This is a genomic window from Streptomyces sp. CAI-85 (assembly GCF_013363615.1).
GTDB classification, from domain to species: domain Bacteria; phylum Actinomycetota; class Actinomycetes; order Streptomycetales; family Streptomycetaceae; genus Streptomyces; species Streptomyces antibioticus_B.
This window is the reverse complement of the sequence record NZ_JAANNX010000001.1, coordinates 173,276-195,719: the sequence shown is the minus strand read 5'-3', so window position 1 is coordinate 195,719 and position 22,444 is coordinate 173,276. Positions and strand designations below refer to the sequence as shown.

At 72.6% G+C, this 22,444-nt stretch carries 19 protein-coding genes; 1 reads left to right on the top strand and 18 read right to left on the bottom strand.

Annotated elements, in window-relative coordinates; genetic code table 11:
* Window positions 1-9: 9 nt before the first annotated feature.
* The 7 genes from G6W55_RS00765 to G6W55_RS00740 are packed head-to-tail and all read right to left on the bottom strand — an operon-like array spanning window position 10 to window position 8,728.
* Complete coding sequence (locus tag G6W55_RS00765) at window positions 10-1,203, bottom strand: MFS transporter (RefSeq protein ID WP_175518748.1); 1,194 nt, start codon at window positions 1,201-1,203, stop codon at window positions 10-12.
* Window positions 1,204-1,240: 37 nt separating this feature from the next.
* On the bottom strand, window positions 1,241-1,732 hold the full coding sequence (locus tag G6W55_RS00760) for a cupin domain-containing protein (protein WP_030782519.1): 492 nt from the start codon (window positions 1,730-1,732) through the stop codon (window positions 1,241-1,243).
* A complete protein-coding gene (gene cysK / locus G6W55_RS00755) occupies window positions 1,729-2,775 on the bottom strand; it encodes a cysteine synthase A (RefSeq protein WP_175518747.1) in 1,047 nt (348 codons plus the stop codon). Before cysK ends, G6W55_RS00760 begins: the two co-directional genes overlap by 4 nt.
* A gap of 35 nt (window positions 2,776-2,810) precedes the next feature.
* Entirely contained in the window at window positions 2,811-3,506 is a 696-nt protein-coding gene (gene epsC, locus G6W55_RS00750; RefSeq protein WP_175518746.1) for a serine O-acetyltransferase EpsC, read from the bottom strand.
* A complete protein-coding gene (locus tag G6W55_RS00745; protein WP_175518745.1) occupies window positions 3,503-4,504 on the bottom strand; it encodes a DMT family transporter in 1,002 nt (333 codons plus the stop codon). The genes epsC and G6W55_RS00745 overlap by 4 nt, the downstream gene beginning before the upstream one ends.
* Window positions 4,505-4,554: 50 nt before the next feature.
* Window positions 4,555-4,779 (bottom strand): tautomerase family protein, encoded by a 225-nt coding sequence (locus G6W55_RS38425; protein WP_254876043.1) that lies wholly within the window; start codon window positions 4,777-4,779, stop codon window positions 4,555-4,557.
* A 28-nt stretch (window positions 4,780-4,807) separates the two neighbouring features.
* Window positions 4,808-8,728 (bottom strand): amino acid adenylation domain-containing protein, encoded by a 3,921-nt coding sequence (locus G6W55_RS00740; protein ID WP_254876042.1) that lies wholly within the window; start codon window positions 8,726-8,728, stop codon window positions 4,808-4,810.
* A gap of 339 nt (window positions 8,729-9,067) precedes the next feature.
* On the opposite strand from G6W55_RS00740, the gene G6W55_RS00735 reads away from it, so the two are divergent.
* Entirely contained in the window at window positions 9,068-9,997 is a 930-nt protein-coding gene (locus G6W55_RS00735) for a helix-turn-helix transcriptional regulator (protein ID WP_175518744.1), read from the top strand.
* A 20-nt stretch (window positions 9,998-10,017) separates the two neighbouring features.
* On the opposite strand, the gene G6W55_RS00730 is transcribed toward G6W55_RS00735, so the two are convergent.
* From G6W55_RS00730 to G6W55_RS00680, 11 genes are all read right to left on the bottom strand, one after another.
* Window positions 10,018-11,064 carry an ABC transporter substrate-binding protein gene (locus G6W55_RS00730; RefSeq protein WP_175518743.1) on the bottom strand — a complete coding sequence of 349 codons (1,047 nt, stop codon included), beginning with the start codon at window positions 11,062-11,064 and terminating at the stop codon, window positions 10,018-10,020.
* Window positions 11,065-11,582: 518 nt separating this feature from the next.
* The gene (locus G6W55_RS00725; RefSeq protein ID WP_175518742.1) at window positions 11,583-11,987 is read right to left on the bottom strand and encodes a hypothetical protein; all 405 of its coding nucleotides are present in this window, start codon (window positions 11,985-11,987) and stop codon (window positions 11,583-11,585) included.
* Between the two features lie 70 nt (window positions 11,988-12,057).
* Window positions 12,058-13,353 carry an acyltransferase gene (locus G6W55_RS00720; RefSeq protein ID WP_175518741.1) on the bottom strand — a complete coding sequence of 432 codons (1,296 nt, stop codon included), beginning with the start codon at window positions 13,351-13,353 and terminating at the stop codon, window positions 12,058-12,060.
* The gene (locus G6W55_RS00715; protein WP_175518740.1) at window positions 13,350-15,527 is read right to left on the bottom strand and encodes a polysaccharide deacetylase family protein; all 2,178 of its coding nucleotides are present in this window, start codon (window positions 15,525-15,527) and stop codon (window positions 13,350-13,352) included. Before G6W55_RS00715 ends, G6W55_RS00720 begins: the two co-directional genes overlap by 4 nt.
* Before the next feature lie 103 nt (window positions 15,528-15,630).
* Window positions 15,631-16,503, bottom strand: a complete 873-nt coding sequence (locus G6W55_RS00710; protein WP_175518739.1) for a hypothetical protein — start codon at window positions 16,501-16,503, stop codon at window positions 15,631-15,633.
* 360 nt (window positions 16,504-16,863) lie between these two features.
* Window positions 16,864-17,625 (bottom strand): DUF4239 domain-containing protein, encoded by a 762-nt coding sequence (locus tag G6W55_RS00705; protein WP_175518738.1) that lies wholly within the window; start codon window positions 17,623-17,625, stop codon window positions 16,864-16,866.
* A 56-nt stretch (window positions 17,626-17,681) separates the two neighbouring features.
* Window positions 17,682-18,227 (bottom strand): hypothetical protein, encoded by a 546-nt coding sequence (locus tag G6W55_RS00700; protein ID WP_175518737.1) that lies wholly within the window; start codon window positions 18,225-18,227, stop codon window positions 17,682-17,684.
* A 176-nt stretch (window positions 18,228-18,403) separates the two neighbouring features.
* Window positions 18,404-20,023 carry a cation acetate symporter gene (locus G6W55_RS00695; RefSeq protein WP_175518736.1) on the bottom strand — a complete coding sequence of 540 codons (1,620 nt, stop codon included), beginning with the start codon at window positions 20,021-20,023 and terminating at the stop codon, window positions 18,404-18,406.
* Window positions 20,020-20,358 (bottom strand): DUF485 domain-containing protein, encoded by a 339-nt coding sequence (locus G6W55_RS00690; RefSeq protein WP_375372410.1) that lies wholly within the window; start codon window positions 20,356-20,358, stop codon window positions 20,020-20,022. Before G6W55_RS00690 ends, G6W55_RS00695 begins: the two co-directional genes overlap by 4 nt.
* 223 nt (window positions 20,359-20,581) lie before the next feature.
* Entirely contained in the window at window positions 20,582-21,538 is a 957-nt protein-coding gene (locus tag G6W55_RS00685) for an ornithine cyclodeaminase family protein (RefSeq protein WP_175518735.1), read from the bottom strand.
* Window positions 21,535-22,317, bottom strand: a complete 783-nt coding sequence (locus G6W55_RS00680) for an IclR family transcriptional regulator (protein ID WP_175518734.1) — start codon at window positions 22,315-22,317, stop codon at window positions 21,535-21,537. Before G6W55_RS00680 ends, G6W55_RS00685 begins: the two co-directional genes overlap by 4 nt.
* Window positions 22,318-22,444 lie beyond the last annotated feature (127 nt).

Below are 22,444 nucleotides of genomic sequence, written 5' to 3'. Positions count from 1 at the left end.
TGGGTACGGTCAGCGAGGTCCGCGCGCCCGGGCCAGCAGCGTGACGGCCAGCAGGGCCGCCGTCGCCGGAAACAGCGCGGTCGGGCCGCCGAGCGAGTAGAGCGGGCCGCCCGCCAGCGAACCGAGACCCGTGCCGGCGTCGAAAGCGATGTTCCACGCCACCCCCGCCACCCCCGGCCCGGCGGAGGTGTCGTCGGCGGACTGGAGGAGCAGCACCAGGGTCGCGCTCTGGACGGCCCCGAAACCCGCCCCGAACACCAAGGCACCCCCCACGAACCCCCAGGTCAGCAGCGCGCCCTCCGGCGGCACGGCACCGGCGGCCGTCCCGAGGACCGTCATGAGCACGGCCGGTGTCAGCACGCGCCGCGCCCCGTGCCGGTCGATGAGGCGGCCGGCCAGGAGCCGGGCGAGCACGGAGGAGACCTGGGCGGCGAGCAGGGCGGCGGGCGCGGCCGACGCGGCGAGGGGCAGGAACGTGAAGAGGACGCCGTAGGCCGTGGTGGAGGCGGCCTCGATCAGCAGCAGGCCGGTCATGGGGCGCAGCGCGCGGGCCGTGGCCGCCTTCGGGGGCCGGGACCGCGGGGGCGGGGCGGGAGCGGCGCCGCCGGGGAAGCCGGCGGCGCCCGCCACGACGAGGGCGGCGCCGCCCGCGGCGAGCCCGAAGGCGAGCGGATACGAGCCCTGCCGGGCCAGGGCGACGCCCAGCGGCGCGCCGAGGATCCCGGCGACGCCGACGACCGCGCCGTACAGGCCGAGGGCGCGGCCGCGGGCGGACGGCGGGAACAGTTCCGCCGTGAAGGTGACACCGGCGACGACGAGGATGCCGAACCCCAGGCCGCGCACCGCCGACAGCCCGGTCAGCGCGGGCAGTCCGGTGACGGCAGGCAGCGGCAGACACGGCAGACCGAGCAGCGCGCCGCACAGCACGAGGGACCGCCGTCGGCCCAGCCGGGCGAAGAGCCGCGGGGTGAACGGCTGGACGGCCAGCGCGGCGGCCATCAGCGCGCCGGTGAGGGCGCCCGCGCCCGCCGGTCCGGCGCCGGAGCGGACCGCGTAGGCGGGCATCGCGGAGAGCAGCACGTTGAAGTGGGCGAAACCGCCGAAGGCGGCGACGAACGCGCCGACGACCGCCGCCCGCCGCCGTCGGACCGACGGCGACGGGCGGGGGCCGGCCGGGGCCGGCGGCTTCGCGGGGACGGTCACCGCGACCGGGCCGCGCGGAGCACCCGGACGCGGCCGGTCAGTGCCGCCCCCATCCCGGGACCGTGCCGTCGACGGTGAGTTCGTACTGGTCGTAGCGGGACATCAGGTCGAGCAGTTCGTCCTCCGTGGGCCGGTTGCCGTCGGCGTACAGCTCCGCGAGGCCCCGGAAGTACTCCTCGCGGTCCTTGGCCGGGGTGAAGATGATGAGCATGGTCGCCTGGTCCTGGTACGGGTTGCGGAAGCCGTGCGACATGTTCTCGGGCACGTTGACGTACGTGCCGGGCCTGGCGGGGAAGGAGCGGCCGTCGAGATGCAGTTCGACCGTGCCGTGCAGCACGTAGAACGCCTCCAACTGCTCCTTGTGTATGTGCGGGGAGGCTCCGGGCGCGCCGGCGTCCATGCGGTGCTCGAAGATGCCGAGGCGGTTGTCGGTCTCCCCGCCGACGGCCTTGAACGTGGTGTGGGTGGTGGTGCCGATCTGGACGGAGTCTCCCTCGCCGGGCAGGACGATGCGGGGCAACTGGGTCATCGAGCGGGCTCCTCGGTGGCGTCGGTGGGGGCGGAGATGACTGGGCTTTCTTCGGCGTCGGCGGACTCCAGCCAGGACAGATAGCGTTCGCCGGTGTCGGGGAAGACGGTCACGAGGGTCTGCCCGGCGTGTTCGGGGCGGGCGGCGAGCACCCGGGCGGCGTGGGCGGCGGCGCCCGAGGAGACGCCGACCAGGAGCCCCTCGTTGCGGGCGAGCAGCCGGGCGGTGTCGAAGGCCGCCTCGTCGGAGACGGTCAGCACCTCGTCGATCAGCTCGGTGTCGGTGGTGTCGGCGACGAAGCCGCCGTTGAGGCCGGGGATGCGGTGCAGTCCGCCCCAGCCCTCGCTGAGGACCGGTGAGCGTTCCGGCTCCACGGCGACCACTCGCAGCGCGGGGTGACGCTCCTTCAGATAGCGGGCGGTGCCGCTGAGCGTGCCCCCGGTGCCCACGCCCGCGATCAGCACGTCGACGCGCCCGTCGAGGTCGGCCCAGATCTCGGGGCCGGTGGTGGCGTAGTGCGCGGCGACGTTGTCGGCGTTCTCGTGCTGGCGGGCGAACCAGGAGCCGGGGCGCGCCCGGTGGATCTCCTCCGCCTTCTCGATGGCGGCCGTGTAGCCCTCCTCGGCCGGGGTGAGGACCACTTCGGCGCCGAACGCCCGCAGCAGTTGGACGCGTTCACGGGTGGCGCTGTCGGGCAGGACGATGACACAGGCGTAGCCGCGGGCGGCGCTGAGCGCGGCCAGCGAGATGCCGGTGTTGCCGGAGGACGCCTCGACGACCGTGCCGTCGCCGGGGGTGAGCAGGCCGCGCCGCTCGGCGGCCTCGATCATGTAGAGACCGGTGCGGTCCTTGACGCTGGACAGCGGGTTGGCGCTCTCCAGCTTCGCGTACAGCACGGTCGTCGGGGTGCCCGAGTCGATCCGGACCAGGGGGGTGCGGCCGACCAGCTCCTCCAGTGATCCGGCCGGCCTGCGGGCGGCGGGCAGGGGGAGGGGAGCGGTCGTCGCGGGGCCGGAGGGTGAGGTCGTGTGGGTGGTGGTCATGGTCTGCTCCTCGTCGGCGGTCGGTGGCCGCCGGGTCACCAGGTGGGGAAGGCCGTCACCGTCGCGGTCGTCCGGGGCGGGGCGCCGGCGGGGGACCGGGCGGGTGCCGGGCGGACGGCCGCCGCCCGGCGGGTCGCGGACCGCCGGCCGCCGGTCCGCCGGGGTGTGGCGACCGGGGCGAGCACGCGGCTGTCCTCGGGCACGTCCCGCAGCACCAGGGCGTGGGCGCCGATCACCGTGTCCGAGCCGACGGTCACCGGGCCCAGGACGGCGGCGCCCGCGCCGATCACCACCCGGTCGCCGACCACCGGATGACGGCGGCCGCCGGCCGGACCCGACCGGTCGTGCCACCAGCCGGTGGAGCCCAGCGTGACCTGGTGGAACAGCGTCACGTCGTCCCCGATCACCGCGGTCTCCCCGATGACGGTGCCCGCGCCGTGGTCGACGAAGAAGCCGCGCCCGATCCGGGCCCCGGGGTGGATCTCCACCCCGCCGGAGGCCACCCGGGCCGCGTTGGACAGCAGCCGGGCGAGACGGCGCAGCCCGCGCCGGTGCAGCCGGTGGGCGACCCGGTAGCCCCATACGGCGGGCAGCGCGGGGTGCAGCAGGGCCTCACCGCGGCTGAGGACGGAGGGGTCGCGGCTGCGGATCGTGTCGAGATCGGCGACGGCGGCGAGGTACCAGCGGGGTGCGGTCGGCCGGCGGCGGCGGCGTGCGGACGCGCGCGTCACCGCCGCTCCCGCGCGTTCGCCTTGTCGGCCGAGGTCGCGGTGCTCGCGGCGGCCTGCGGCACAGACTCGTCGGTGGGCGTGGGCGTGGGCGTGGGCGTGGGCGTGGCCGGTTCGGGGGTACGGCGGAGCTGGCCGAGGCGGTTCTCCGCGTAGCCCATGCCGAGCAGCACGATCACTCCGCCGAGCAGGAGGTTCCAGGAGACGGCCTCGCCGAGGGCGACGGCGCCGATGAGGACGGCGGCGACCGGCACGATGTAGTTGACCGCGGAGGCGTTGGTGGCGCCGACGTCGTTGATGAGCCGGAAGTACAGCACGTAGGCGAGGCCGGTGCTGAACAGGCCCAGGAACAGGATGCTCAGGGTGACCTTGGCGGTGAAGTGGGGGGTGTGCCAGGTCAGGAAGGGCAGGGCCGCCGCCATCAGGACGGCCGCGGCGAGGAGTTGGGAGGCCGCGGCGGCCAGCGGGGCGAGCGCGCGCGGGCTGAGGAACTTACGGACGTAGACGTAGCCCACCGCATAGCTGAGCGCGGCGCCGAAGCAGGCCGCCCGGCCGGAGAAGGAGCCGGTGGCGTCGGTCCAGGGGCCGATGACCACGACCACGCCGACGAAGCCGACGAGCAGGCCGACGGCCTTGCGGGCGGTGGCGCGTTCGGCCGGCAGGACGGCGGTGGCCACGCCCAGGGTGAGCAGCGGTGTGGCGCCGACCAGGACGCCCGCCAGACCGGCGCCGGTGGTGCGCTCCCCGTAGGACAGCAGCAGGAACGGCAGGACGTTGCCGAAGAGGGCGGCGGCCGCCACATGGCCCCACAGACCGGCGCCCCTGGGCAGGGGCACGTGCCGCAGGGCGGCGAGGGAGAGCAGGAAGGCGGTGCCCAGCAGCAGCCGGGCGATGACCAACTGGCCGGGGGTCAGCCCGTGCAGCGACGCCTTGATGAAGGTGAAGCTGCTTCCCCACAAGGTGGCTTGGAGCAGGAATCGGGCGATGGTCGCGTTCTTCACAGGGGGTTGTCCTTCGATGGTTGGCTGCGCGGGTGGTGCGGGTCCGCCGGTCAGTAGGCGGGGTGTTTGACCAGCAGGTCGGCCCGGCCGGTGATCTCCGGTGCGTAGACCCGCTCCTGCCAGTCCTCGGCGGGGACCGGCTCCAGGGCGATGGAGACCGCGCCCTCCTCGACGTCGAACGCGGCGGTCACCGCGTCGGTCACGGCCGCGACGAGGGCGGCCCGGCGGCCGGCGTCGAGATCCTTGGGGAAGTGGCGGACGGTGACATGGGGCATGCGGGAGCTCCTTCAGGGGTGCTGCGGTTCAGTGGTGGTCGAGCCGGCGGATCGCGGCGGACAGTTCGTGGACCCCGGGGGCGCGCAGCAGCCCGTAGTGGTCGGCCGCCAACGCGACGACCACGGGCGGGCGTTCGGACCAGCCGGTGACGCCGTCGAGGAAGGAGTAGTCGTCGCCCGCTGCCTTGAAGACGCGGACGGGTGCGCTGATCCGGTGTTCCAGGAGTTCGCCGAACGTGTACTCGAAGGTGTAGGTGAGGCGGACGATCTCGGTGATCCGCCGCACCAGTTCGGCGCCCAGATGCGGGTACCGCTCGCCGACGAAGGCGGCGAAGGAGTCCGGGCCGGTGGCCGTGGTCAGGCAGTCGGCCAGCTCGGGGCCGTCGATCCGGCCGGCGAACACCGAGTAGAGGATGGTCAGGAAGGTGGGGTCGCCCCAGTCCGCCGCGCGTGCGGTGCCGTCGGCGTCGGGGCGGGGTGCCGTACGGCTGCGGATCCTGGGGGAGCCGGGGGCGATCAGGTTGAGATGGTCCACCCGGTGCCCGGCGGCCTCCAGTTGATGGGCCGTCTCGAAGGCGACCCGGGCGCCGAAGGAGTAGCCCCACAGCGTGTACGGCCCCTCCGGCTGGGTGCGCAGGATCAGTTCCGCGTCGGCGGCGGCCATCTCCCGGATGCCCCGGTACGGTTGTTCGCCCGCGTTGACGCCGTGCGCCTGCACCCCGAGGAAGGGCCGGTCGCCGTCGGTCTCGGCGGCCAGCGCGCGCAGGTTCATGGGGTAGCCGCCGAGGCCGGGCCAGCAGAACACCGGCCGTCCGGTGGACCCTTGGCCGGCCGGGCGCAGCGGGACCAGCCGGGACAGCCCGGGCCGTGCCTCGCCGGTGGCCGCGCGCGCCGACTCGACGCTCCGGGCGAGCTTCTCCACCGTCGGGGCGTCGAAGAGGACTTGGAGGGGGAGGGCCGTGCCGAACTCGTTGTTGATGCGGTTGACCAGGGCGACCGCGACCAGCGAGTTGCCGCCCGTCTCGAAGAAGTCGTCGAGGACCGACGCCTCGTGGCGGTGGAGCAGCTTCCGCCACAGCGCGGCGACCCGCTCCTCGGTCGGGGTGCGCGGCGCGGTGAACGGCCGGTCGGCAGGGCGCGACACCTTGGTGTCCAGCCGTTCCAGGGCCCGGGTGTCGGTCTTGCCGTTCGGTGTCAGCGGCAGGGCGTCGAGCACGGTGACCCGGTTGGGCACCATGTAGTCGGGCAGGAACGCGGCCAGATCGTCCTTGATCATCTCGGCGGGGCCGCGCATGTGGACGACGTCCTCCTTCATGCCCTCGGCCCGCCGCTGCTCCTCGCTGACCCGCCCGCCGACGAAGAAGTACGACGGCCCGGTCGCCAGGCCCGCCCCGGTGAGGATGTGGTCGACGCGGCGGGCGGCCGGCAGGGGGTTGCCCGTCTTGGAGCTGTAGCCCGCGGACATCAGTCCGATGCCGAGGTCGTTGAGCTGGAGCCGCTGGAGTTCGCGTCCCAGCGCCACATAGCGCAGCCAGGACGGACCGGTGGGGCTGACCACGCTGATGCCGACGGAGGCCCGGTCGTACACCTCCTGGTTGATGGCGATGACGTGCTTCTTCTGGACCAGTTCGGCGGAGACGGGGCGCAGGCCGCCGTCGGTGTAGGCGTACTGGCCGGCCGGGAGACCGGCGATCCGTCCCGGGTGGGCCTGGACGTACACGTCCAGGGGCGGCAGGCCCGGGGGCTCGTCCGGGCCGAGCGGGACGATACGGAAACTGCCCAGGTAGTAGTCCTCGTCGGGGATCCGCAGCCGGTCGCGGACGGCCGGGTCGTAGCCGTCCGGCACCACCCGCAGGCCGTGGCCGGGCAGCACCTCGTCGAACAGCCCGAGGATGTGCCCGGTCTCGATCTCCAGGACCTCCAGGATGTTGTTGCGGTAGACCGGCTCGATCGCCCGGCGTCTGCCGGTGAAGTGCAGGCGCAGACCGGGGCGTCCGGTGGTCTCCCGCTCGCCGATCCGGACGAGCGTGTGGTCGACCGGGTGGTAGTACGAGTAGCCGGTGGCCAGGCCAGCGACGCCCTCGTGCTCCAGGTGGAGCTGGGTCGCGTAGAGCGAACCGGGTGACGCGTAGCCGTACTTGGGCAGCAGCCGCTCGGTGCTGCGGTACTGGCCGAAGTAGCGCAGGAGGTGTCCCCACTCGTCCCGCGTGAGGTCGGCGGGGTCGCGCGGCGCGGCGCCGGGCGCGCGGCGCTCCAGCAGCCGTAGGACGTCGTCCTTGCGCAGCTCGCCGCCCTCGAAGAAGCGGTACGTCTTGCGGCCGAAGACCAACGCCCGCTGCTCCGCGGTGGGTTCACGGCCCGGCAGCTCGGTCACGGGCCGCCCGGCCAGCTCGTCGGGGCCGCGGACGCCCACGTCGGCGAGCTGGGCCCTGACCTGGAGCTTGCCCGCCTTGGATTGATGGTGCGCCCCGTGGTTGCCCTGGTCCATCAACGCGGCCTCGGCCGGGTCGAGTTCGATGTAGGACAGCAGGTTCTGATGACCGGTGGCCCGGTCGTCGGCCACGATCACCGCGGCCTTGCGCACCCAGTCGTGCGTCTCGATGCGCAGCCGGATCTCGTCCAGCTCGATGCGGTAGCCGCGCAGTTTGACCTGGGTGTCGGCGCGGCCCACGTACTGCACGGTGCCGTCGGGGTTCTCGTAGGCGAGGTCGCCGGTGCGGTACAGCCAGCCGCCCCGGCCCCGGCCGGCGTACGGGCTGTGGAAGAACCGCTCGGCGGTGAGGTCGGGGCGCAGCAGATAGCCGCGGGTCAACTGCCGTCCGCCGATGTACAGTTCGCCGATCTCCCCCGCGGAGACCGGGATGCGTCGCTCGTCGAGGATCAGATACTCGGTGTGCGCGGCCGGGGTGCCGATGGGCACCGCCCGGGGCCCCTCCCGCAGGGCGGCCGGATCGACGGTGTGGGACGAGGAGTTGATGGTGCACTCCGTCGGCCCGTACAGGTTGACGAGGGTGGCGTGCGGCAGGGTCTCCACGCAGCGCCGGGCGAGTTCCCGGGAGAGGATCTCGCCTCCGCTGAAGAGCTGGTCGAGCGAGGCCAGCCGTGACGTTTCTTCGAGGTCGAGCAGCGCCCGCAGCAGGGTCGGGACGCACTGGAGGGTGGTGATGCGGTGCCGTGCGATGTGCTCGGCCATCCGGTCCGGGTCCCGGTACAGTCCGGGTTCCCCCATCACCACGGTGGCTCCGCAGGCGGGCGCGAGCAGCTCCCACTGCGCGGCGTCGAAGCTGGTCGGCGTCTTCTGGAGCACCCTGCGGCGCTCGTCCAGACCGTGGCTCTCGTGCAGCCAGCGCAACTGGTTGGCCAGCGACCGGTGTTCGATCATCACCCCCTTGGGCCGCCCGGTGCTGCCGGAGGTGTAGATGACGTACGCCAGATGGTGCGGCTCGGGGGAGGGGAGCGGGGGCAGGGTGCCGTCGTCGGCACCGGTGATCCCCTGGGCCCGACCGAAGGCGCGCGCGTCGGACAGGCTGACCACCCGGGTGTCCGCGGGCGCCAGCTCCCGTAACCGGGGCCGGAGTTCCTCCTGGACGAAGACGACGGCGGCCCGCGCGTCCTCGATCATGAACCGGAGGCGCTCCGCCGGATAGTCGGGGGACAGCGGCAGATAGGCGCTCCCGGCCCGCAGGATGCCCCAGGTGCCGAGCGCGAGATCGTACGACGGGTCGGCCAGGACACCGATCCGGTCGTCCGGGCCGGCTCCCAGATGGCGCAGATACGCGGCCACGAGCGCGCTGTCGTCGGCGAGCCGGCGGTAGGTGTACGAGCGGTCCCGGTGTACTACGGCGACGTCCTCGGGGCGGAACCGTACCTGCTCCGCCAGCAGTTCGGGAATCGTCTCACCGGTCCTGGTCGACGTGGTGCGGACGGCTTCGAGTTCCGTGGTGGGCATGAACCTGTCTTTCGCTGCGAGGGACGACGGCGCGACGGCAGGCCGCTCGATTTCCCTGTCGTGAATGGGTTCAGTCGGGAATTCGGTGGGTGAAAGCGGACGGGCATGGCGCAATTCGATGCCTCGAAAAGCTTGCCTGGACAGGCCACTTGTTTTCAACTGCTCCCGGCGGTCATCATGTTGCAGACAGCAAACTGCCAGGGGGTAAAGATGGACATACGCCAACCGATCGACTGTTCCGCGGTCGCCTCCGCACTCGGTCCCGCACATACGCACGTCTACGCCTGGGCAATTTCTTATCAATTTGTTTCGGTCTCACGAACGGCGGATGTCCTGGGTTTGACCGAATCGGAGGCGAGGCAGATCCTCACCGATCTGGAAGACGCCCATCTGCTGGAGAAGTACCGGAACGACGACGCCCGGTCCACGGAATCCGCGGATCCGGCGGAACACCGGTGGCGGATTCTCGATCCGCAGGTCGCCGCGGCGCGGCTCGCCTCCCGGGAATCGGCGATGCGGCAGACCGTCGTACGGCTCAGCGAGACCCGCCGGCGGCTGGACGACCTCGCCGCCCTGCACTCCGCGCTGCGCGGCTCCGGCCCGCCCCGGCACTCCGTCGAAACCTTCGCCGACCGCGCCTCGGCCGGTGCCGTGCTGGCGGAGGCGCTGCTCGGCTGCCACGCCGAGACGGTGAGCTGCCGGCCCGGCGGCACCCACCCCGCCGACCCGTTACGGCCCGCTCCCGACGAGGAGTTACACCTGCTCGCCCGAGGAGTCCGGTTACGCGTCCTGCACCCCCACGCGGCACGCCACCGGCCGGCCGCCCGCGCCCATCTGGAACGGCTCACCGCCGCCGGGGCCGAGGTGCGCACCATGGCCGAACCGTTCGGCGCGCTGACCGTCGTCGACCGCACCGTCGGTTTCCTGCCGCATCCGGCCGCCGCCGACGGGGTCGTCCGGGTGCGCGAGGAGGCCACGCTCACCTTCCTGCACCGGGTCTTCGACCAGGCGTGGGAGCGGGCCGAACCCTTCGAGGGGCCGGACGGCGGGCCGGTCCGCGACGAACTGCACCGCACGATCCTGAGCCTGCTGAGCGACGGCGTCCGCGACGAGACGATCGCCCGCCGGCTCGGCATCTCCCTGCGGACCTGCCGCCGGCACATCGCCGACATCTTCAAGGACCTGGGCGCCGAGAGCCGCTTCCAGGCCGGCTACCTCACAGGCCGACGCGGCGGCCCCGTATCCGAAAGGCCGCCGCGCGCTCATTGACCCCGCTCGCTCAGGGGTGGTCACTCATTGGTCAGGGGCAGCCCGGGCGGATTGACCTGCGAGGTGTCGACGGCCTCGTTGGAGAGGTTCCACGCCTTCAGCCAGGTGGCGTACTGGCCGTTCTCGATGAGATGGTTGATCGCCTCGGCGACCGGCTCGGCCAGCCCGCTGCCCGTCTTGGTCGTGGCGGCGATCAGCCCCTGAAGCGTCTCGCCCGCGCCGGAGAACTGCCCCGCGTTACGGGTCGCCTGCGGAGTTTTCGCGGTCTGCGTGACGTGATAAGAAATCGAGGGATTCGGCCCGAAGAAGGCGTCGATCTTTCCGCCGTTGAGCGCCAGATATGCGCTGTTGTTCTCCGGGAAGTACTTGACCGTCAGCTTCTTGCCCGCCGCCTCCAGCTTCTTCTTCCACTCCAGGAGAATCTTCTCCTGGTTGGTTCCGGCACCGACCGCGACCGTCTTTCCGGCCAGGTTCTTGTAGTCGCCGTCGAAGTTCCATGTGTCATCGGCGAGCGTCTCGAAGGCCAGGTTGTCCTGACGGTAGGAGGCGAAGTCGTACTTCTTCTTGCGCTCCTCGGTCACCGTGATGTTGGAGAAGCCCACGTCGATCTTCTGGCTGTCGATTCCGACGAACAGGTTCTCCCAGGTGGAATTCCGCACCTCCGGCTCCAGACCGAGAACCGAGGCGATGAGCCGCCCGAAGTCCGGTTCGACACCGGTGATGGTCTTCTGGTCGTCCCCCACGTAGTTCAGCGGCACCGAACCGGCCGGCAGCGCGCCGATGCCGATGACCAGCTTCCCCGAGTCCCGTACCGACTTGGGGACCTTGGCGCTGATCGCGGCGACCTCGGCCACCTCCAGGTCGGTCTGCTCGGCCGCGCCGTTGGAGTGCTGTCCGATGGTCACCGTGGACGACGACTTCGCGCTGCCGGACGCGCCGCCCGAGTCCTCGTCGTCCCCGCACGCGGTCAGGGAGGTGGCGAGAGCGGCGATCACGGCGGCCGCGGCGACCGGACGCAGTGATCTGCCGAGCGGACGGGACCGGTGCGGGACCCGGGAGCGGAGCATGTGCATGGCTGTCCTTCACGGATGAGGCGATCCCCCGCTGGTGTGCCGGGGGAGAGAACCGGTGGATCGGAGGCGCGGGGGGAGGCGACGGGTACGGGCGAAGGTCGGACCCGGACGCACGGCGGCCGGGCCTGGGGAACGGAAGGACACAGGGATGCGCGGGGACGCGGCGGCCGGGCGGGCCGGACCCGTCGGATCAGCTACCGGAGAGCCCGGTGCGGGCGGTCAGAGCCGTACGCCCCGCGGACACGCGGAAGACGTACACACAGGGGACGTACAGAGCGGCGACGTACACAGCGGGAGAGGTGAGCCCGTGCGCGACCGGCCGAACACCCGGTTGCCCCCTCCTGGCATGCGAACATCCCCCATCGTCATGCGTGCCGAGGCCGCTCCCGGACGGGGCGGCGCGGCAAAACTGACATGTCCCCCGGATCGAAGTCAACGCCGTCGGACAGGACCGCGACTTTGTTCATGCACGTGCAACACCCGCAACAATCAAGGGAGTTGCCCGAGCCGGCTCAGTCCTCGTCGCGATGCGTGAGAAGCCCGTCGGTGAGCCGCCAGTAGTGCTGGTGCGAAGCCAGCCGCCAGGTCTCGTCGGCTGCGCACGCCCGCGCGACCCACTCGTGCAGTTGGGGGAGGGCCTGCGTACGCAGAAGGGCCCGGACGGCGGCCCGCCGGGTGGCCGCCACCGGGTGGACGTCGATGCCGAATCCGACCGAGTCCGGGTGGACGCCACGGCTGTAGGTGCGCGAGGCGGGGGCGGTCCACGACGCGCCGAGGACGATGGTCCCGCTGTCGTGCCCGGTGAGGAAGGACAGGTCCGTGACCCGGCTCATGTACGGGCCGAGGCACTCGGTGATGTCGGTGGTGGTCAGGGGCCAGGAGAGGTGCCGGGGCAGCCGTCGGTTCCGTGCGGGCATGCCGATCAGGATGGCAGACGCCGGAACGGCGGAAGCCGCCGCGCTCCTCGCGCGACGGCTCCCGTGTGCCTCAGGCCGCCTGCCGGGCGCGGCGGGCCTTGCTCCTGCGGCCGTCGGGCCACAGACGCGGCCTCCGCTTCGCCGCGATGTCCTCGACCCAGCCGGTCGTCAGGATCATCACGCCGATCAGCGGCCACACCAGCGCGAACATCCACCAATCGTCGGTGGCGTCCAGGAAGGACTCGGCGCCTCGGCTCTGCATGAAGGGGAGCCGGTACAGCAGGTCGATCAGCGGGACGGTGGCGACGATGAGGAGGTTGTGCCACAGGTAGATCGTGACGGCACGGTTGTTGGAGAGCGTGATCAGCCGGTCCCAGCGGGCCAGTCCGCGCGGGAGGACCTGCCACGAGGGCGAGTACTGGAGCAGGATCACGACGAACCCGAAGGACCAGGCCGCCTGGGCCAGCGGGATGTCGTTGAGGTCCCAGCCGTCCGGTCCCAGATGCCCCGAGGCCCACCACAGGCCGAAGGCCATGAAGAACGCCGAGACGGAGACCGCCGCATAGCGGGGGATACGGGCGAGCAGCCCGTCGTGGTGGGCGAAGCCCAGCACCCAGCAGCCGCCGTAGACGGCGAAGTCGGTGATCGCGTTGCCGGTCTCGCCGGGGATGGTCACCAGGCCCGTGCCGACCACCGCGGTGAGCGCCAGCGGCGCGAGCAGCGTGACCCAGGGCGCCTTGCGGAACGCCCAGAGCAGCAGCGGTGAGGCGAGCACGAACCACAGGTAGGCCCGCAGGTACCACAGCACCTCCGCCGCCTGCACGGCCCAGGTGTTCTCCAGCAGCCCGGACTTGGAGCCGAGGTGCCAGGGGAACGGGGGCGCGCCGACCGGGACGACGTAGTTGAGCAGTTCGACGAGGCCCAGGGTGCCGCCGTGGTCGGGGTCCTTCAGCGGATTCCAGCCGCCGAGGAACATCAGCGTGAGGACGGTCGCGCCGAACACCCACAGCGGCGGCAGGAGCCGTCGGACGCGGGACCGGATCACGCCCAGGGCCGGACGCTTCAGCGAGCGCGCCATCAGCGAGCCGGCCAGCGCGAACATGACACCCATGGAGGGGAACAGCACGGTGAGCCAGGCCCAGCCGAACAGGTGGTAGACGACCACCCGGACCAGGGCGATCGTGCGCAGCAGATCGAGATAGCGGTCGCGGCCCGGCTTCTTCGGGGCCGCGGGGTCCGGGGCGGTGACCGTGGCCGCGAACGGGTCCGGTTCCGGGAAGGCCGGTGTGGTCCGCTGCCGGGGGACGCCGAAGGCGGGCGTCCGCTCGGCGCCCCGGCCCGTCCCGGTCGGGTGACCGTGGCTCATATGACCGGCCTCCGTTCGTTCGTACCGCCGGCCGGAGCCCCCACCACACCGGTGCGGCGCAGCTTCTGCCAGCGCAGCCGGCCGCCGGTGAGGGCGGTGATCCAGGACTGGAGCAGGACGACGTACATGAGCTGGCGGTAGAGGATCTGCTGAAGGGGCAGCGAGATCAGATGGATCATGCGTTCGCCGTCGAGGCGGAAGGCGTAGGCCGCGCACACCGCCTGGATGGCGAGGACGCCCAGCCAGGCCACGATCGTCTTCTGCGTGGGCCCGAAGACGATCCCGTACAGCAGGAAGACGTCGATGAGCGGGGCCAGCAGCGGGGCGACGACCATGAAGAGCGAGACGAACGGCAGTCCGACCCGGCCGAACCGTCCGGACACCCCGCGCTCGACGACCGCGTGGCGGTGCTTCCAGATCGCCTGCATGGTGCCGTACGACCAGCGGTAGCGCTGGGACCAGAGCTGCTGCACGGTCTCCGGGGCCTCGGTCCAGGCACGCGCCTTCTCGGCGTAGACGACCTTCCAGCCGTCGCGGTGCATGGCCATGGTGATGTCGGTGTCCTCGGCGAGGGTGTCGTCGCTCATGCCGCCGACCCGCTCCAGGGCGGAGCGGCGGAAGGCGCCGACCGCGCCGGGGATGGTGGGCATGCAGCCCAGGACGTCGTACATCCGGCGGTCGAGGTTGAAGCCCATCACGTACTCGATGTGCTGCCAGGCGCCGATCAGCGAGTCCCGGTTGCCGACCTTGGCGTTTCCGGCGACCGCGCCGACCTTCGGGTCGCCGAAGGGCTGCACCAGCTCGCGGACGGTGGCCGGTTCGAAGACCGTGTCGCCGTCCATCATCACGATGATGTCGTAGCGGGCGTTGGCGATGCCCCGGTTGAGGGCCGCGGGCTTGCCGGCGTTGAGCTGGCGGATCACCCGCACGTTGGGAAGGCCCATGGCCTCCACGATCCGCGCGGTGCCGTCGGAGGAGCCGTCGTCGATGACGAGCACCTCGATGGGATGCTCACTGGCCATCAGCGAGTTGACGGTGTTCTCGATGCACTTCGCCTCGTTGTACGCCGGGACCAGCACCGACACCGGTTCGGTGATCGTCGGACCCCAGCGGAATCCGCGCCGGCGCACCTTGCGGGCGTGCAGGGCGGACAGCAGCAGCATGAGCACGAACCGGCTGATGACCAGGAAGCCGATCACCGCGAGGCCGACCATCAGCACGCCGGTGATGTTCTCGGCGGCGCCGACCAGGAGGATCCACGCCTTGCCCTTCCACAGGTCGACGCCGGTGACGACGGTGTGCGCACTGGGCGCGCTGAGGGCACCGGTGAGGTTCTCGAACCGGTAGCCCTCGGCCTGGAGGTCGGGCAGGAACCGGTCCAGCGCCCGGACGGTCTGGCTGCGGTCGCCGCCGGAGTCGTGCATCAGGACGATCGCGCCCTTGCCGCCCTCGGGCGTGGCACGCCGGATGATCTCGTCGACGCCGGGCTTCTTCCAGTCCTCGCTGTCGGTGTTGTTGACGACGGTGAGGTAGCCGCGCGAGCCGATGTACTCGGTGACCGGCCACGACTTGTCGTCCATCGCGTCGGAGAACGACGAGTAGGGCGGCCGGAACAGCGAGGTGCGGATGCCGGCGGCACCGGCCAGCGCGAGCTGGTTCTGCGACAGCTCCCAGTCGATACGTTTCTTCGACTGGAAGGAGAGGTCGGGGTGGTTGAAGGTGTGCAGCCCGACCTCGTGGCCCTCGTCGACCATGCGCCGGACCAGGTCCGGATAGCGGGAGGCCATGGTGCCGGTGACGAAGAAGACGGCGTGGGCGTGGTGCTTCTTCAGCACGTCCAGCACCTTGGGGGTCCACTCCGGGTCCGGGCCGTCGTCGAAGGTCAGGACGAGACGGTGGTCGGGCACCGACAGCGTGGTGTGCCGGCCGCCGCGGGTGTCGATGACCGGGCCGCCGTCCAGGATCTCGTCGGGGACCTTGCTCGCGGACGCCTCGGGCTGGATGCGGTGGTCGGCGAGGATCTCGCTGTGGACGTAACCGCGCAGCATCAGCATCGCCATCATGGCGACGAGGACGAGGCTGGGCAGCATCAGCCGCATCGGGACGCGGCGGCGCCGGACGGCGCTGTCACGGGCCGCGGCTGCGGCCCTGCGACGGCGGGCGGGTTGTGCCATCGGAAGGTGTGCTCCAGGTAAGGAGGGAGGGCGGGGCGCGGGGGGTGACGGATGCGGTCGGCCTCGGCCGAGGGGCTGATGCCGCGGGGCGGTGCCGGGGGCCTCAGGGGGTGGCGGCCGACAGGGCGTTCGCCTCGCCGCCGTCGCCCGTGCCGCCCGAGTCGTCGGCGGTGGGCGAGGCGTCGCCGCCGCCGGTCACGGGCTGGCTCGCCTCGGGCGAGGCGGCGGGGGAGGCCGAGGCGGCGGGGGCGGACGCGGTCGCCGAGCCGGCGGGGTTGCGGGGGGTCGCCCCGGTGGACGTCTGCGGCAGCGCGGAGGTGTCGAGACCGCCGGGGCTCGTGCTGGCGGCGGGGGCGCCGGTCGCCGCGCCCGTCGCGGACGCCGTCGGGGCGGAGCCCGTCGGGTCGGTGCCCGGGGCGGCGCTCTCCGAGCCGGTGGGGCTCGCCTCGACCGACGGCTGGGGGGAGATCTCGACCTGTCCGGCGGGGATGTCGTCGTTCTGGCCGGGGAGGGGGAGCCAGGGTGCGCTGGAGTTGCCGGAGACGAGGGTGGCGACGATGACGACGGCGTACACGCCGCAGGCGACGCCGACGGCCGAGCCGAGGAGCCTCAGCCGGCGGCTGCGACGGCCCGACTCGTCGACGAACACGGGCGTGCCGGTGACGTCCTGGGGGTCGAGCTGGCTGCCGGAGCCGCCGTTCGCCAGGGACGCGGGGTCGACGGCCGCGAGCTGCACGGTCAGCTCGTGCGGATCGTGGAGGGGCTCGTCCGGGTCGACGTAGTCGAAGGCGGAGTGGCGGTCGGGGGTGCCGACGGGCAGGGGGGCCGTCGCGTCGGCGGGCGTGAACACATCGGCGCGCGCGAACGCCTCGGTGGGCGCGGACCGGCGTGCGCTCGGGGCCTTCTCCCAGAAGCTTCCGGAGGCGAATGTACTGTCCGACCCCTCCGGTTGGGTGTCATCCAGCCAATTGTTCACGTAACCCATCCCCCACGAGACTGCGGCGGGGGCGCGATGACGTCGAGCGCACATCGGGTCGAACCAGGCCCCCACCCGGCCCGAGCACATCCCCCTGCTAGTTGATGCTTGGGCGGTGACTATAACTCACGTGCACAAAACGTGGAGTTTGTGTCAGAAGTGTGAAGCAGATGATCAACCAAGGGTGACCAAAAAGTATCCTCGCACAACTGTCTGGCTGGAGAGCAAGCCGATCTCATGGGCTGGACGGCACGTCACAGGGGGTGCATAAGTGACTGCCCGGTAGTTATGGGCATCGGGTGCTTATCGGGTCAAAATCCCGGCCGGGGTGTGGTGTTCACGACGGCCGGGTGACGCATGTCATACGGAACGCGCGTACAGCTCCAGCAGTGGCTGCGCCGAATCCGTGCCCGAGTGACCGAAGGGGGCGTCGAAGCTCCACACGAGGAAGAGAAGGAACACCACCAGCGAGCTGAACGCGGTCGCCAGCATCAGCTCCCGGGCGGAGCGGCGGATCTGGAGGGCGTAGAGCAGACCGAGCGTGACGATCCCGCCGGCGATCAGCCCGAACCAGACCACCCCGGGCAGGGTGCTGCCGGCGCTGTCGAGCCGCTGATGGCGCGCGTCGTCGGCGGCGGCGACCTGGTCGAGGAGCGGCTGATACGCCTGGGCCTGGAGTTCGTCGGTGGGCGTGTGGTGCGCGATGTCGCTGCGGATCCGGGTCAGCAGCGTGCCCCCGGTGTCGTCGACCGGGCCGTCCTCCTTCATGGCCGGCCACTCGGTGGTGACGGCGTGCCGGGCGTAGGCATCGATGTGCCGCTGCACCTGGGTGTGGAAGGCGGCGGGGTAGACGTCGAGACGCTGGTCGATCTCGTAGAGCGCCTGCGCCTCGCGCCGCACGGTGTCCTCGGCGGCGCCGCGCGCCTCCCAGACGCCGGCGATCGCCAGGCCCAGGACGATGGCGTAGACGACGCCCACCATCATCACCATGTACTCCAGCACGTCGGGTGTCTGCGAGGTGTCCTCGTCGTCCGCGACGCGACGGTGCCGCATCACGGTGGCGGCGACGACGAAGGCGCAGACCAGCGCACAGGCGAGTGTGTAGATCAGCCATTCCGGCACGGCGGGACTCCAGGACGGGCGGACGAGAGGGAAGGGGAGGGGGACCCGCGGACGGGTCAGCGGGCGTTGCGGCGCCGGGAGCCCGGGCGCAGCGCGGCGGCGGCCAGGACGGCCGGGGTGGTGATCACGACGGTGGTCGTCGTGGTGGACAGCCCGGCGGGCGCCGGACGCGCGGAGCGGCCCGCGTAGGGGAAGCGGGGCACCCAGCGGAACGGCGCGACGCCGGGCGCGCGGGCCGGCGGTGCGGCGGGCGGCTCGGCCTGGGGCGGTGTGTCGGGGGCGGGGGCCGGCCGTTCGACGCGCTCGGGCGGCGAGGCTTGCGACGGGGAGGGAGCGGCCGGTACGGCGTCGTCGGCGGGACCTGGTGCCGGTGCCGGCCGGACCGGCGGGCGCGACGGCGGCGGGGCGGGGCGCGGCGACCGGGTGTCCGGCGGCCGCCGTGCCGTGGCGCCGCCGATCTCCACCCAGCCGTCGTCGTCGGCGCACACCACCACGTGCGGGACGGCGGGAGCGGTGTCGACGGCGACCGCGGGTCCGCCGCCGCCCGGCAGGGGGCAGAGCGCGGCGGCGGTGCCGAGACCGAGGGTGATCCAGCCGCTCACCAGTGCTGTTCCTCTCCGCTGAAGGGGGTCCGCGCCGACGACGGGGGCGGGCGCGGGTGGAGGCCGCCGGCGCTCACGGGGGAGGTGGGCGCGGCGGCAACGGGAGCAACGATCATGGTCGGCCCGGGGACACGGCCGGGCCGCGCTGTTCCGGGAGCGTATGCGCCGGGTCCGGCTCACAGGCTCCCGCGGCCCGGCCGTTGCGGCGGTCCGGCGAGCAGGACGGGCTCGATGGCCGCGTACCGTTCGCGTTCCCGCGCCGCCGCCCGTCTGCCGGACAGCACGGTGCCGAGCAGCCCGCACAGGAAGCCCGCCGGCACTGAGACGAGCGCCGTGGTGGTGAACGGGAACCAGTTGAAGTCGGCGTCCGGGAACGCCGACCCGGGGGACCCGGAGACCAGGTTGGTGCCGGTCATGAGGACGAGGACGCTGACGGTCCCGCCGATGAGCGTGCACAGCAGGCCGGCCCGGGTGAAGCGCCGCCAGAAGAGGCTGTAGACGAGCGCGGGGGCGATGGCCGAGGCGCCGAGACAGAAGGACACGGTGGCGAGCGGCTGGAGGCTGCGGTGCTGGGCGACGACGGCCAGCAGGATGACCGGCAGGCCCACCGCGAGGGCGGCCAGCCGCGCCAGGGCGATCTCGCGCACCGGCGACACGTTCGGACGGGCGGCCGCGATGTCGTGGGCCAGCGAGTTGGCGCAGGCCAGCGTCATGCTCGCCACGGAGGCCAGCAGGGTCAGGAAGATCGCCGTCGTGACGGTGGCGAACAGCAGGCTCTCCGGGCGGGACAGATGCGCCCCGAACGCGGCGCGCGAACCGAGCAGATAGGCGGTGTTGCCGCGCGGATCGGCCCCGGCGATCCCCGCGCGCCCGATCAGCGCCGTCGCGCCGACCCCGATCACGGTGATCACGGCGATGAACAGGGTGACCGTCGAGATCGCCCAGGACATCGCGCGGCGCACCTGCGGGGCGTTCCCCGCGGAGTACATCCGCATGGTGACGTGCGGCAGACAGGCCGCGCCCAGCACGATGGCGCCCTGGGTGCTCACCATGTCGAGCCCGGGGTACGGCCCGCTCGCGAACTGGAGCCCGTAGCGCAGGAATCCGTCCTCGGCGCCGCTGCCCTGCGCGGCGGCCCGGAACAGGGTCCGCGGGCTCCAGCCGAAGGTGTGCAGGATCAGCCCGGCGACGACCAGGCCCGAGCCGAGCAGGATCACCGTCTTGAGGATCTGCACCAGGGCGGTGCCCCGCATCCCGCCGATCGCCGCGTAGCCGATCATCAGCGTGCCCGCCCCGACGATGCAGCCGGTGCGCATCGCGCCGTCCGTGAACCCCAGGACGTACGCCAGCAGTTGGCCCACCCCGGCCAGTTGGACGACCATCATCGGCACCAGCGAGGCGAGGGTGACCAGACACGCGGTGACGCGCACCGCCCGGCCCGGCGACCGTCTGGCGAGCGCGTCGGCCATGGTGAACCGGCCGGTGTGGTGCAGGGGTTCGGCCAGCAGGACCATCAGGAGCAGCAGGGACAGCACCGTGCTCAGGGCGAGGACGACACCGTCGTAGCCGCACAGCGCGATCACCCCGCCGATGGTGAGCACGGTCGCGGCGGAGATGTAATCACCCGCGATGGCGAGGCCGTTGCGCAGGGGCGACAGGGAGCGGTAGCCGGTGTAGAACTCGGCGAGGTCCTCGCGGTCGGGGCCGGTGAGCACGCACAGCATCAGCGTCAGGGCCACGACGCCGGAGAACGCCACCAGGGACCAGGACTGCGCGCTGCCGTCGAAGTCCGTCACGACGACGGCTCCTCGTGCCCGCGTACCCGCCGGGCCGACGGGTCGACGTACCGGCGCGCGGTGTACTCGTAGACGAGCAACGCCAGCCAGGTGACCGGCAGTTGGACCAGGGCCAGGACAAGTCCGGTGGGCAGGCCGCCCGGTGCGGGGCGGGTCATGACGGAGGGCGCCTCGACGGTCAGGACGAGGAAGACGGCGAAGTAGCCGAGCGCGGCGAACGTGGCGACGCGCCGCTGCCGTCGGCAGGCCCGGCGCAGCCGGCGGAGGTCACGGTGCCGGCCGGCCCACGGCACGGCGCGGGCGGGCGGCGGTAACTCGGAGCTGTCGGAGGACATCCCAAGGTCTCCTACGGGGTCGTGGGCCCCACGTGACGACGGACCGCGGCAGCGTGGGGGGAGCGGCTCATACGTTCGAGTGACCGCACGCTATGCGGCTCCCGGACCGCGCGCGAAGACTTCCGGTGAAGTCCCTGATGAGGACCGCTGTACCGCTCTGACCTCGGATGTTGTGCGAGCGACGGGTGTGATGAGGGGTACGGCGGTGCCGCCCGGGACGCCGCTACTCGGGAGGGCGGCCGAGGGCCGTGCGGTGGACCACGTAGGCGGCGGCGACGTCCAGGGCGGCGTGGCCGGTGGACTTGAAGACGGTGAGCCCGTCCGGGGAGGTCCGGCCGGGGGCCTCGCCGGACAGCACGGAGCCGAGGAGGGTGACGGTCCGGCCCTCGGGCAGCCCCTGCAACTCGTGGGCGCCGGACGGCGGGGGAGTGTCCGCGGCCCCGTGCCACTCGGCGAAGAGCGCGGCGTCGTGGACGGTGCCGGCGTCGAGTTCGGGGCCGTGGGAGCCGCCGACCGAGCTGATGTGGGTGCCCGGGGCGAGCCAGTCCCGGCGCAGGACGGGGCGGGTCGCGCCGGTGCAGCAGTAGACGGTGGCCGCCTCGCGTACGGCGGCCTCGATGCCGTTGGCAGATTCGGCGGCGTCTGCGAGGGACGCTGCGAGGCCGGCCGGGTGCAGGGCGGCCAGCGCGCGGGCCGCCGCGCGGTCGCGGCCCGCGACGGTCACGGGTTCGGCCGGGCGGAGCGCCGCGAGGAGACGGACCTGGGCCCGCGCCTGGGCGCCGGTGCCGACGACCACGACCGGTCCCGGCCGGGCCAGGGCCAGGGCGCTGTGCGTGGCGGCCGCCGCGGTGCGCCAGGCGGTCACCGGTTCGGCGTCCATGAAGGCCAGCGGTCTGCCGTCCTCGGGGTCGAACAGGGCGACGACGCCCCGGTGGCTGCTGCGCCCGGGGCGGGCCGGGTCGGCGAACACCGACACGAGTTTCGCCGCGAGCCCGAGACCCGGAACGTATCCGGGCATGGCGCCGAGCAGACCCCCGGGCGCGAAGGCGGCGGTCCGCGGCGGCGCGGACACCGTGCCCCGGGCCACGGCGACGAGCGCCTCGGACACGGCGGCCATCAGCCGGTGCGGGTCGAGGGCCGCGGCGGTGGCCGCCCGGTCGAGGACGAGGACGTCGTTCACGGGCCGCCCGCCCCGCCGGGACCGGCCAGCAGATCCCCCAACGCCTCGACCGCCGAGGCGAGTTCCTCCCGCAGCCCGCGCATCGCCGCCTCGTCGATCTCGGCGTCCGGGCCGACCACGGTGACGGCGCACACCGGCGCCCCAGGGACCGGGACGACGGCGCGGCTGAGGGAGGCGACGAACTGTTCGTTGCGGCCGTGCTCGACGGCGAACCCGTCGGCCTCGGTGCGCTCGATGTCGGCGAGCAGACCCGTCTCGCCGTCCAGTGGGTGACCGGCCTTCCGGGCCGCGTCGAGGTAGGGGCCGCGGGCCTCCGGGGGCAGGGCGGCGACCAGGGCGAGCGGCCCGGCGAACCGGTGCACGGGCAGCGCCTCGTCCCGCAGTGTGCTGATCATCGCCAGCCGGTCGGGGCGGACCACGTCCACCACACGGGAGCCGTCGTTCTCCAGGACCTGGAGGTTGACCATCATGCCGGTGCGCGCGGAGAGGTCCTCCAGGACCGGGCGGGCCAGGGTGGTCAGGGAGTGGTGGGCCGCGCGGGCCGACAGCCGCAGCACGGCGGTACCCGGCAGATAGCGGTCGCCGACCCGCAGGACCCAGCCGCGCCGGACCAGGTCCACGAGGACCCGGTAGGCGGTGGCCCGGTGCAGTCCGACCTCGTCGGCGAGATCGGTGAGCCGGGGCGGCCGGGGCGCCCGGGCGACGGCCTCGACCAGGTCCAGTGCCTTGTCGACGGCGGTGCGCGGGGCACCGGCGGCGGCTTGCGTGGCGTGCGGCATCGGTGTCCTTCCCGGCTCGTCCCTGCTCTTCGCGGGGTAGGGTACCCCGTGTTTCGCAGGATGAGAGTGTTGTTACGTACAGCGTAACAAGTAACAGGTATCAAGTGCCCGGTGATCAAGTGCCCGG

What these genes read in the sequence shown, in the direction of transcription:
- G6W55_RS00760 (WP_030782519.1), bottom strand. Translation starts at nt 1,732, where the DNA reads ATGACCCAGTTGCCCCGCATCGTCCTGCCCGGCGAGGGAGACTCCGTC.
- cysK (WP_175518747.1), bottom strand. Translation starts at nt 2,775, where the DNA reads ATGACCACCACCCACACGACCTCACCCTCCGGCCCCGCGACGACCGCT.
- G6W55_RS38425 (WP_254876043.1), bottom strand. Translation starts at nt 4,779, where the DNA reads ATGCCCCATGTCACCGTCCGCCACTTCCCCAAGGATCTCGACGCCGGC.
- G6W55_RS00740 (WP_254876042.1), bottom strand. Translation starts at nt 8,728, where the DNA reads ATGCCCACCACGGAACTCGAAGCCGTCCGCACCACGTCGACCAGGACC.
- G6W55_RS00730 (WP_175518743.1), bottom strand. Translation starts at nt 11,064, where the DNA reads ATGCTCCGCTCCCGGGTCCCGCACCGGTCCCGTCCGCTCGGCAGATCA.
- G6W55_RS00725 (WP_175518742.1), bottom strand. Translation starts at nt 11,987, where the DNA reads ATGCCCGCACGGAACCGACGGCTGCCCCGGCACCTCTCCTGGCCCCTG.
- G6W55_RS00720 (WP_175518741.1), bottom strand. Translation starts at nt 13,353, where the DNA reads ATGAGCCACGGTCACCCGACCGGGACGGGCCGGGGCGCCGAGCGGACG.
- G6W55_RS00715 (WP_175518740.1), bottom strand. Translation starts at nt 15,527, where the DNA reads ATGGCACAACCCGCCCGCCGTCGCAGGGCCGCAGCCGCGGCCCGTGAC.
- G6W55_RS00690 (WP_375372410.1), bottom strand. Translation starts at nt 20,358, where the DNA reads ATGTCCTCCGACAGCTCCGAGTTACCGCCGCCCGCCCGCGCCGTGCCG.
- G6W55_RS00680 (WP_175518734.1), bottom strand. Translation starts at nt 22,317, where the DNA reads ATGCCGCACGCCACGCAAGCCGCCGCCGGTGCCCCGCGCACCGCCGTC.